Consider the following 11,063-nt stretch of genomic DNA (forward strand, 5'->3'; position numbering starts at 1 on the left):
AGAGGCCGACCAACGAGGGGGTCGACCTCTTTTTTTACGTATTCGGCCTAACTTAAGGTGAATAACATCTTCCTCGATTAAAATCTAAGGAGTTCATTTATCCAATTTGGGTTCTCTTAGTTTTAAACGAATTCAATGCTCTAGGCTACTTGGCTTCAAACATTAAGCTGCTTTCCGTTGTATGCCCGCATCGCAAAGATATAAGCTACGAGCATAATTCCGACGCACCACGCAAGCGCGATCCATATATCATTGCCCACAGGCTGACCTGACAGCAGCGCACGGATTGTTTCCACAATTGAAGTCACCGGCTGGTTATCGGCAAAAGCGCGAACCACCTTCGGCATCGAATCGGTTGGCACAAAGGCCGAGCTGATAAACGGCAGGAAGATAAGCGGATAGGAAAATGCGCTTGCACCTTCCACCGATTTTCCGGACAATCCGGCAATCGCCGCGACCCAAGTCAAAGCCAGCGTAAACAGTACGAGTATACCGGTTACGGCAAGCCATGGCAGGACCCCTGCCGACGAGCGAAAGCCCATAATGAGCGCTACAAGAATGATGACGACAAGAGAAATGATGTTGGATACCAGCGAGGTCAGCACGTGCCCCCACAGCACGGCGGAACGCGCAATCGGCATGGTGTGGAATCGCTCAATGATGCCCCGTTGCTTATCCATAAACAGGCGGTAAGCCGTATAGGATACACCGCTTGCAATCGCAATCAGCAGGATGCCAGGCAACAGGTAGTTCACATAGTTATCCGTACCGGTTTGGATTGCGCCGCCAAACACATAGACAAACAGCAGCATCATCGCAATCGGAGTGATGCAGACCGTGATGATGGTGTCCATGCTGCGGAAAATATGACGCATGGAACGTCCAAGCATAACGCTTATGTCGCTGAAAAAGTAATTATTCATGGTTACTCACCCTCCTTTTTACCGATGATTGCGAGGAAGATCTCCTCCAATGAAGGTTGTTTTTCCACATACTCCACCCTTGCGGGCGGGAACAGCTTTTTCAGTTCCTCAAGCGTGCCATTGGTAATAATCCTACCCTCATGCAAAATGGCAATTCGATCAGCAAGTTGTTCTGCCTCATCCAAATACTGAGTGGTCAGGAATACCGTCGTGCCACCGTCGGCAAGCTCCTTAACAATCTTCCAAGTCTCAATCCGTGACTCGGGGTCAAGCCCTGTGGTCGGCTCGTCGAGAAAAATGAGCTGCGGTTTTCCGATCAGGCTCATGGCAATGTCGAGCCTGCGGCGCATACCGCCCGAATAGGTGGACACCCTGCGGTCGGCGGCCTCAGTCAAGCTGAAGCGTTTCAGCAGATCGTCAGCCACTTGACGCGGATTGGCAAGGTGTCGCAGCTTGGCGATCAAGACAAGATTTTCCCTCCCGGTCAATATCTCATCCACGGCGGCAAATTGCCCGGTCAGACTGATCGCTTGCCGCACATTATCGGGTTTTGACACGACGTCAAATCCGTTTACAGTGGCGGTACCTCCATCCTGTTTGAGCAGCGTAGTGAGGATTCTGACAATCGTCGTCTTGCCCGAGCCGTTGGAGCCAAGCAGGGCGAAAATCTCACCTCGCTTCACTTCAAAATCCACGCCCTTTAGAACTTCTGTATCCTTGAAAGATTTTCGCAGACCTTTCACTTCAATTGCTTTTTCCAATCCGACATCCCCCTTTCACTTTTTTTTATCCGTAACCTTTTTCATGGCCTTGCTAACTTCTTGGTCAACAGATTCTTGATAGATGTCAGCGTAAGTTTTTGAATCTTTGATTAGATCGTCGCAGAAAGCCGCTACGTCACTGCCCGTCACTTCGAGCACGCCTTTTCCCAAGGCCGCACCCTCTTCAAAAAGATCGATAATCCCCGAGAGCAAACCCGTCCCGTCGGTTAGCTCAACAGGGCCGACCTTAAAGAGATATTTTTGAATCTCTTTATAAACAATCTGATAATCTTGTGGGAGCGCTTTGACACGCGCCACGTGCGCTCGCCATTCTTTTTTGCCTTCGATGATATCTTGTATTCTCATTTCATCCTCCTATTTACCTAATTTTTTAGCGATATTATTGTTGAGTTGCTCGCGCCACTTGTCGCGATAGGACTTTGCCCCTTCTTCACCGGCCAGTGCTGAACAGAAGCCTTTGATATCGTCACCCAAAACCTCTTGGACACTCTGACCGTCCGCAGCCGTTTCTTCGAGCAGGCCAAGCACACCATCAAGAATTGGCATAAGGTTGCGACCGGTGAAATCTGAATGCGGCCAAAGATTGGCATTAATTTTTTCCCATGCTGCTTGATAATCAGCCGGCAGCTTTTTGGCTCGCAATTCAAAAGTTTTCATTTCTTTAGTCATGTCGCTGCCAGTGATCTTTTCCCAAAAATTCATTATTTTCCCTCCTTCAACTCGTTCATTTTTGATGAAACGAACTCCCATTTTTCCCAGAACTTCCGTAGTTCCTCGCGCCCCACGTCGTTGATCGCGAAAAACTTTCGCGGTGGTCCCATGTCGGAGGGCTTCTTAGTAATCTCCACCAATTTGTTTTTTTCAAGCCGGATCAGGATGGTGTACACCGTTCCCTCCACAACATCTGTGAAGCCGAGGGCGTTCAGCCGCCGCGTGATTTCGTAGCCATAGGTTTCTTTGCGGCTGATAATTTCAAGGACACTTCCCTCAAGCACGCCTTTGAGCATTTCCGTTAGGTTTTCCAGCACAATCACCCCTTGCTATTCTGTATGACTGGTATGCAGTGTTACTTACTACCACTACAAAGTAACACGTAGTAGCTGTGTTTGTCAATATCTTTTGCTCTGATAGGATTTTACATTTTCAACTATCCTGCCCGCCACCAACGTACTTGAATGTTCAGCTATACAAATCACACTCTCTATTTGAAAAGTTAACTATAATGAGAGTATTACAAGCGTACAATAATCCACATTTTCAATAACTTTCATTCAGGGACACTATTCGAGCACCTGTTCATTACGCACAAATAGCCTTGTGAGCTAGCCTCAATACTAACCCGACTGATTCATGAGGGTCCACGACAGAAAGGAATGTATGATTACTATGTCCATAGAAAATGTAAAGGCCCATTTCCGGCTTCATAACAGAGAGCAGGATGTCCAAGAATTCGCCACCTCCAGTGCCACCATCGAACAAGCCGCGGAGACCATCGGCGTCATTCCAGCCCGCATTGCCAAGACGCTTTCCTTCCGGGGAGAGGGTGAAGCTGCTATTCTGGTCGTAGCTGCTGGTGATGCCAAAGTAGACAACAAGAAATTCCGCGAAACCTTCGGATTTAAAGCCCGAATGCTGACTCCAGACGAGGTGCTTGAACAAACCGGCCATGCGATCGGCGGGGTCTGTCCTTTTGGACTAACACATGAACTTGATGTGTTTCTTGATGTGTCTATGAAACGATTTAGCACGCTTTTCCCGGCCTGTGGAAGTACCAACTCGGCGATAGAACTGACCTGCGATGAACTGGCACAGTACTCTGGCAGCAAGGATTGGGTCGATGTATGTAAGGACTGGGAATAAGAGCTTATAACTGGTACTAGCACTGCCACTAACCTCTATTTTAACCGTTGCAGAGCAGGGGATGGGAAATAATCCTGTATGAAATACATTAATTGCTCGTGGTAGGACGTGATATAACAATAGTCCTGTATGAAATCCAACAATCGCTTGTTGTTAAGCATGATGTGGCAACAAATGCTGTATTTGATGCTACATTTAGCTGAATCAGTGCCATATCATCAGGCAATGTTGTATTTGATACAACATTTGCAGAATGGAACTTCTGGAAATGTGTAGTGAAGGCTTTTTCTTATTAATATCTGCAAAAAAAAAGCAACCTGAGCCGTTAGTCACGGTCAGGTTGCTTTTAAAGTTTGGGGTGAGTTTGGGGTGGATAGCTTCACTCTGCGCTCTAGTCTACGCTTCAGACAAAGGGAACAAGAGCGGCACTACTTTACCGGCACCGACATCGATCAGGCCCAAGTCTGTAATCTTCAGCGCTGGACTGACCGGCAGAGAATGGGTACTGATGGACATTATCGGGTTGTAATGGTCATAGCCAAGCGATTCCATGGCACTGCGCAGTGCAGATACCTGCACCGCCGTTCTCTCCAGTGGCTCCTCGGTCAGAATCCCGCCAACTGGAAGATTCAGTGAAGCTATAATCTCCCCCTCACAGACTACGCAGAATCCGCCTTGGCTGGAGATGACCGCGTTAGCCGCCACAGCCATATCCTCAGGATTATGACCTACGACGAGCAGATTATGGTTGTCGTGCGAATACGTGGTGGCGATAGCCCCACGCTTGATCGTAGCTCCTCCAATCAGGCCGTAAGCGCGGTTGCCGTTCTTCCCGTAACGCTCGAAGGTAGCAATCAAGCCATATTCGCTCTCCTGCCATTGCAGTTGCCCGCCTCGAACTTCAACTGCACCATGTAACTCCTCTGTAAACGTAGACACATTATTCACCATCATCACCCGGCAGCCATAACGACCATCCGGCTGCTCCGCGCTTACCTCGAAGTCAATTGCGGTCATAAGACCCAGCTTCACACTGTTATAGAAATGGGCCGGGAAACGCGGAAGCGGCTCCCGCTGTGGAAGTGGGTTATGCCGGTCATAGACCTGTAATCCCCGCTTATAGACCGCGTCTATTTCAAAGTCAGTCAGATCAGAGAGCAGCAGGAAATCAGCGATTTTGTTCGGGGCGATCATGCCTCGATCATTCATTTTCATCCGCCGGGACGGCGTGAACGTAGCCGCATAAACAGCATCCGCAGGAGACATGCCCATCACGATTGCTTTGCGCACCAAATGATCCAGATGACCCGTCGCCACCAGTGAATCCGTCATCACGTCATCAGTCACAAAGCAAAAATGCTCGCTGACCGAATGTTGAATTAAATAGTCCACGACATCAGGGGTCATTGACTTCTCCTGAATCTCAATAAACATACCCGCAGCAATTCGTGCAGCCAGACCTTCCAAGCTCTGATGTGTATGGTCTGAATCTATGCCAGCATAGATCAGTCGATGCAGATCAAGCTCCAGCAGCTTCGGGGTATGGCCCTCAATCACTAAATCGGGATAGTGGGTCCGAATGTGCTGGAGAATCTGATTGCTTTTGCCGCCTGGATCACGAATCACATCGACATAATTCATAACTTCCCCGAGACAGATCATCTTCTCAGTCTGCATCAACTGGTCAATATCCGCAATCTCGATCGAACCTCCGGTAGTCTCCAGTGTCGTGGCCGGAACCGAACTCGGAATGGCATAGAACATATCCACTTCACAGTCCTCGCTGGCCCGAATCATCTCATGCACACCCTCAACGCCAAAAACATTGGCCATCTCATGCGGCTCCGGGACGATAGTCGTAACCCCATGACGTAAAATACCATACGAGAAAGTTTCCGGTGTGATCATCGTGCTTTCGATATGCAAATGAATGTCGATCAGGCCAGGAACCATCGTTCTGCCTTCTCCTTCAATGATCTCATCCGCTTCAAACGTCTCTGTACCTAAGGTCCCGATATATAGAAAACGTCCATCCTTTACAGCCACATTGCCTAGATTGAACTTCTTATAATAACTGTTATACACATTCACATTCAGAATTAATTGATCTGTACGCATCTCATAAACTCCTTATTAAAGCTTTACTGCACGAGCACCAGCTTCTCTTTTGGAAAATAAACCGTAACACGTTGCCCTTGTCTAAAAGGTTCTTCCATCTCCTGATTGACGGTAAATGTACCCAGCTCCGTCTCCACCTCATATTGATAGCTGCGGCCAAGATACGTACTAACCTGCACGGTTCCCGGCAGCGTATTGCTTACCAATTTGGAATCTACGACGTTAACCAGCAACTGCAGATCGTCAGGCCGAATTGCACCCAACAGCCCCTTATTCCCGGCTCCATTCAGCCGTTTTACCGCTTGAAAATTAAACCCTTTGGTGGATAGCTCGATATCCTCACCTTCATCATTCCGGTTCTCAAACGAGATGAAATTGCCAAAACCGATAAAGCGGGCCACATATTCACTGGCTGGATATTTAAAAATCGCGGCCGGATGATCGAGCTGTTCTATCTTGCCTTGATTCATAACTGCTACCTGATCGGAGATCGAGAAGCATTCCTCTTGATCATGGGAGACGTAAACGGTTGTAATTCCCAGCTCTTGTTGAATCCGGCGGATCTCGACGCGCATATTGACCCGCAGGTTGGCATCCAGATTACTAAGCGGCTCGTCGAAGAGGAGCAAATCGGGCTCAATGACAAGCGCTCTGGCAATCGCGACCCGTTGCCGCTGACCCCCAGACAAGCTCTGCGGGAGCCGTTTCTCAAAATCGTTCAGGCTGACAATGTCGAGCATGCGCAGAACCCGCTTCTTGACTTCCGCTTCCTTCAGCTTGCGCAGCCGCAAACCAAACGCCACATTGTCGTATACCGACATATGAGGAAACAGCGCATAGCTCTGAAATACAAAGCCGAAATTCCGCTTGTTCACGGGAACATGGGTATAGTCCTGTCCAGAGAACATGAATTTGCCCTGTTCGGCATTCAAGAATCCGGCAATCAGGCGCAGGGTCGTTGTTTTGCCGCAGCCGCTGGGGCCGAGCAGGGAAAGAAGTTGACCTTTTTCCAACTGCAGATTGAAATCTTCCAATATAAAATGGTTGTCGTAAGCAACCGATACCTGTTCAAGGCTTAAGAGTGCCATTCACGTGTGCCTCCGTTATCGTTTGGTAAAATAGGCGAATCCCATCAGCCGTTCGATGATGAACATCAGGGCTGCTGTCAGTACCATCAGGATGACCGAAATGGCCGCAATCGTCGGGTCAAAATAATTCTGCACATAGGTCAGCATCTGTATCGGCAATGTGCTCACGCCCGGCCCGGTCATAAATACGGAAATGTCCACGTTGTTGAAAGACTCCAGGAAAGCGATCAGAATAGCCGCCATGATGCCGGAGCGAATATTGGGCAACACAATTTTGTAAAAGGTATATAACCGCCCTGCCCCCAGGCTCTGTGCTGCCTCTTCCACGGCAAAATCAAAATTCGCCAGGCTGGAAGCAATCACTCGAATAATAAAGGGAAGCATGATTACCGTGTGTCCGATCAGCAGTCCGGCATAGATCGGCAGTCCGTAGACCACAATCAAATAGCGGAGCAGCGTAAAGCCGAGCACTATTCCGGGAATCAGCACCGGTGACAGGAACAGCGCATTGAGCGTATCCCGACCGCGGAAGCTGAACCGGCTGAGCGCATAGGCCGCAGGCACACCCAGCAATAGTGCAAGCAGATTGCCCAGCATAGAGACGATGACCGAGGTCTTGAATGTCTCCATAAACATACTCACTTCAAAAATATTCTTATACCAGCGCAATGAAAAGCCCTCAGGGGGGAATTTCAGGATGGTGCCCGGCTCAAAAGAAGTGACCGAAATAATCGCGAGCGGGCCCAGTAAAAATATAAAGACCAGCAGCGTGTATAGTGATAACGCGCGGTTTCCTTCCTTCATGTTCTCACCCCTTCGGATTTAATCGGTTGGCCCATTTATTCATCAGACCCACGACCACAAACGTTATGACAATCATAATCACGGCGATCACTGACGCCGCCTGCCAATCATTAAGGGTCATGGCATTCTGATACAGAAAGGTTGATATGACCCGCTCCTTGCCGCCAAGCAGCGCAGGTGTCGTATACGCCGTCAAGCTGCCGACAAAGACAAGGATGCTGCCAATGATGAGTCCTGGCACGGTCAGCGGGAAGATAATTTTGCGGAACGCTGTAAAGGAAGATGCACCTAGACTTCGCGCAGCCAAGACCAGCTCGTAATCCAGATTCTCCATCACACCGAGCAGCGTAATAATAATCAACGGCAGGAACAGATGCACTAGTCCAACCATCATCGCTACAGGGGTATACATGATTTCCAAGGGATCATGAATCAGCCCGGTACTCAGCAGAAAAGTATTCAGCAGCCCTTTTTTACCGAGAATAATCATCCAGCTGAAGGAACGAACCACGGGGCTCGTCAACAGCGGGAAGATCGCCAGTGCAAGCAGAATGCTTTTCTTGCGGGCACTGGTGCGGGAAATATAATAGGCTGCCGGATAACCGAGCACTACACATACAAGCGTTGTTACAACACTAACCCGCAGCGTTGTGAACAGGATTCGATTAAAGTACCCGTCCCGAAAAAAATGGAGATAACCCTCCAGCGTCAGCTGCCCGTCCTGCACAAAGGTTGAAGCGATAGTCAACATGATTGGAATTAGCATAAAGGCTGCCAGAAACAGAATTCCCGGCAGTAGCAGCAGGTACAAGAATCTTTTGTTCATCCTCTTACTCCCGTCTTTCAGTCAGCTCTTGGTTTAAGCTATGGATAAAGCCCTCCATAAAAGCGCGGTCATCCACCTCCAGGCAGACGCTAACATTAGGTGGCTTGTTCAGACGATTCTGAAAATCGCAAACAGTCTGCCCATCACATAGGTCACTGCGGGTTTCTACATCCACATAATAGTCCTGCACCGTGACCCATTTGCGGTTCATCGCCACGGCGACAGCCAGCGGGTCATGCAGGGCACAGGCCTGAACGCCATTGCGTTCGAAATACCGCTGCCGGTAATCAGCGGTGCTCTGGGTTACATACGCCGCTATTTCGGGATTGCGCAATCTGTCAATATCCACTGTCGTAAGCAACGCCTGACGCGTGACATCGAGTCCTACCAGCGTAAGCCGTTCAAAACCGGCTTGGAGCACTTGCTTCCCGGCTTCAGGATCGACATACATGTTGTATTCTGCCGTAGGAGTTATGTTGCCGAAGCCCTTCACTACACCGCCCATGATAATTACCTCAGCGGTATGCTGCACTAGCTCAGGACATTTCTGTAGCACCTGCGCCAGATTGGTGAGTGGAGCGGTCATGATCAGCGTGACCTCTCCGGGCTGCGCCAGTACCTGGCGGATGATGAAATCAGCAGCCGCCTCTGCTTCTGCTTCCTTAAGGACAGGCATATCTGCCAGTGCCCCGCCAATCCCGTCACGGCCATGTACGTTATGCTCGAAGAACGGCTCGCGCTTAAGCGGTTTGCTGGCGCCACGGTAGACCGGTATCTCAGCAGACACGCCGAGCAATTGCAGAATTTTGCAAGTATTCTCGGTGGCCTGATCCAGTGAAACATTGCCGCTTACCGTGGTAATACCCAGAATATCGAACTGTCCGCTTGTTACCGCCAGCATGATGGCTAGTGCATCGTCCACACCTGTATCCACATCCAAAATTACTTTTTTACGTGCTGTCATCCTTAACCGCCAATCTCACGATTAAAGCGGTCGGTCCATTCGGTAATGTTCTGGTTCACAAATTTCATATCCAGCTTACGCAGCTTGCCGATCACATCCGCACCATATGTAACACCTTGTGCTTCCTCTTCAGTCAGCACCACTTCAGTATTTACGGGTGAATCTATTTTGCCCTTGGCTGATTTCTCCTGTACTTCCTTGCTAAGCTGCCAGTTAATAAAAGCTTCAGCCAATTCTTTGTTATCCGTTCCTTTTACCACGTTAAGTGTATTCATTACCGCATAAGCACCTTCGGAAGGAGCTACGAATACAGCAGCTGGAATCGCAGCCTTCAAGTCCTTGAAGTACATTTCCATAATCGGACCTCCGGCAATTTCCTCCTGGGCAAACATATTTACATATTCCGAAGTCTGGCTGTAATATTTAACTACATTACTATCCAGTTCTTTCAGCTTAGCATAGGCTTGGTCTTCATTAAATTCAGTGCTGCCCGAGACAACGGAAGCCGCATCTACGATCATCGGACCTGCAGTTGCCGTAATAGCAGGAAGGGTTAGATTCTTAGGAAAAGCCGTCCAAAGATCCTTCCATGATTTCACTTCACCCTTAACCAGTGCCGGGTTATAGGCGATTCCGAGGCGGCCGATGGTGTAAGCCGGGCCATAGTCTTCGCCAAGCGGTGCTTTCGCAAGATCATAAATACTGTCGATATTCGGAATGTTGGCACGGTCTACTTTTTCGAACAGATCCTCGTCAATCGCCTGCTGCGCATAATAGTCCGACAGGTAGATAACATCAACATCGGAGCTGCCTTGGCGGATTTTATTCAAACGTTCGGCATTGTTGCCGATTTCGACGACGATTTTGACATTATATTCTTTTTCAAAGGGTTCATATACAGCTTCCTTAAAGAAATCCTCCGAAAATCCCCAAGTGGAGATAACCAGATCTTTAGCTGCCGGTTTGTCTGTCTCCTGTGCTACTGCATTGTTAGTTGTTGTGTTAGTGGTTGCACTATTTGCTCCATTGGTGTTATTACCGGATGTGCCGCATGCTGTCAGTGCTGCCGTAAGCGTAAATGCCAAGACCGTACCCATTATTTTGTTCATGATTATTGACCTCCCTGATTTGGTTGATTCGGTGAACTTTAAGCTGTAATCTCCCCACACCTCCCGATCGTAGTCAACTTCGCATTACCTATTTTTTCCATAAAAAAGAGAAAAGTATTCTTGTAGGAACAAGAACACTTTCCTCTGTGTAAACAAAGTAAAGAGGTACCCGTTATAAAAGGACGGTCTTCGTTTAAGATAGATCAAAAACGAAAATCCGTGATGATATCATCACTCACCAGCCAATACCATATTCGTAAAAGCCCATTGTGTCGGTGCATCATAATCCCGAAGCAGAACCTCGATGTTCAACCCCATCTCATCCTCAAGTCTTTCCTTGAATTTCTTCTTAAACAGCAGTGACATGCGAAAATCCACTTCCTGCTTAAGCTCAGGTGCCTCGCCCTCAAGTGCTGTAGAACGGGGGGACCTGCGATGTTTGGCGTGAAAGGTGATGACCCGCTGATCAACCGTTACGCGAAGCAGAGTCGTACCAAAACCAAATAATTCCTTGGATAGCTCGTTGTAGATCTGGCACATCTTCTTCCTGTTCTCCGTACTGTCCAGCTCTGCCATGGAACCACCTTCA

13 protein-coding genes are annotated in these 11,063 nt (G+C 48.7%); 1 reads left to right on the forward strand and 12 read right to left on the reverse strand.

Annotation, left to right across the window (positions count from 1 at the left end; genetic code table 11):
* Nucleotides 1-155: 155 nt before the first annotated feature.
* From GJB61_RS09545 to GJB61_RS09565, 5 genes are read right to left on the reverse strand one after another with little or no spacing between them, the layout of a single operon-like run.
* Entirely contained in the window at nucleotides 156-923 is a 768-nt protein-coding gene (locus tag GJB61_RS09545) for an ABC transporter permease (protein WP_154118290.1), read from the reverse strand.
* A gap of 2 nt (nucleotides 924-925) precedes the next feature.
* Nucleotides 926-1,684, reverse strand: coding sequence for an ABC transporter ATP-binding protein (locus GJB61_RS09550; protein WP_154118291.1), 759 nt, complete (start codon nucleotides 1,682-1,684; stop codon nucleotides 926-928).
* Between the two features lie 15 nt (nucleotides 1,685-1,699).
* Nucleotides 1,700-2,050 (reverse strand): DUF1048 domain-containing protein, encoded by a 351-nt coding sequence (locus GJB61_RS09555; protein WP_154118292.1) that lies wholly within the window; start codon nucleotides 2,048-2,050, stop codon nucleotides 1,700-1,702.
* A gap of 9 nt (nucleotides 2,051-2,059) precedes the next feature.
* Entirely contained in the window at nucleotides 2,060-2,407 is a 348-nt protein-coding gene (locus GJB61_RS09560; protein ID WP_154118293.1) for a DUF1048 domain-containing protein, read from the reverse strand.
* On the reverse strand, nucleotides 2,407-2,712 hold the full coding sequence (locus GJB61_RS09565) for a PadR family transcriptional regulator (protein WP_154118829.1): 306 nt from the start codon (nucleotides 2,710-2,712) through the stop codon (nucleotides 2,407-2,409). The genes GJB61_RS09560 and GJB61_RS09565 overlap by 1 nt, the downstream gene beginning before the upstream one ends.
* A 379-nt stretch (nucleotides 2,713-3,091) precedes the next feature.
* Between GJB61_RS09565 and GJB61_RS09570 the strand changes: the two genes are divergently transcribed.
* Nucleotides 3,092-3,565, forward strand: a complete 474-nt coding sequence (locus GJB61_RS09570) for a YbaK/EbsC family protein (RefSeq protein ID WP_154118294.1) — start codon at nucleotides 3,092-3,094, stop codon at nucleotides 3,563-3,565.
* Nucleotides 3,566-3,961: 396 nt separating this feature from the next.
* On the opposite strand, the gene GJB61_RS09575 is transcribed toward GJB61_RS09570, so the two are convergent.
* From GJB61_RS09575 to GJB61_RS09605, 7 genes are all read right to left on the reverse strand, one after another.
* On the reverse strand, nucleotides 3,962-5,683 hold the full coding sequence (locus GJB61_RS09575; protein WP_154118295.1) for an adenine deaminase C-terminal domain-containing protein: 1,722 nt from the start codon (nucleotides 5,681-5,683) through the stop codon (nucleotides 3,962-3,964).
* Nucleotides 5,684-5,706: 23 nt separating this feature from the next.
* Nucleotides 5,707-6,771, reverse strand: a complete 1,065-nt coding sequence (locus GJB61_RS09580; RefSeq protein ID WP_154118296.1) for an ABC transporter ATP-binding protein — start codon at nucleotides 6,769-6,771, stop codon at nucleotides 5,707-5,709.
* 15 nt (nucleotides 6,772-6,786) lie between these two features.
* A complete protein-coding gene (locus tag GJB61_RS09585) occupies nucleotides 6,787-7,575 on the reverse strand; it encodes an ABC transporter permease (RefSeq protein ID WP_154118297.1) in 789 nt (262 codons plus the stop codon).
* Nucleotides 7,576-7,579: 4 nt separating this feature from the next.
* Nucleotides 7,580-8,401, reverse strand: coding sequence for an ABC transporter permease (locus tag GJB61_RS09590; RefSeq protein WP_154118298.1), 822 nt, complete (start codon nucleotides 8,399-8,401; stop codon nucleotides 7,580-7,582).
* 4 nt (nucleotides 8,402-8,405) lie between these two features.
* A complete protein-coding gene (locus GJB61_RS09595; RefSeq protein WP_154118299.1) occupies nucleotides 8,406-9,365 on the reverse strand; it encodes a nucleoside hydrolase in 960 nt (319 codons plus the stop codon).
* A gap of 2 nt (nucleotides 9,366-9,367) precedes the next feature.
* Nucleotides 9,368-10,474: an ABC transporter substrate-binding protein gene (locus GJB61_RS09600; RefSeq protein WP_154118300.1), complete on the reverse strand. Its 1,107-nt coding sequence runs from the start codon at nucleotides 10,472-10,474 to the stop codon at nucleotides 9,368-9,370.
* Nucleotides 10,475-10,705: 231 nt separating this feature from the next.
* Nucleotides 10,706-11,050 (reverse strand): DUF2294 domain-containing protein, encoded by a 345-nt coding sequence (locus GJB61_RS09605; RefSeq protein WP_154118301.1) that lies wholly within the window; start codon nucleotides 11,048-11,050, stop codon nucleotides 10,706-10,708.
* Nucleotides 11,051-11,063: the final 13 nt, after the last annotated feature.

Source organism: Paenibacillus monticola (assembly GCF_009664975.1).
Taxonomy (GTDB): domain Bacteria; phylum Bacillota; class Bacilli; order Paenibacillales; family Paenibacillaceae; genus Paenibacillus_AQ; species Paenibacillus_AQ monticola.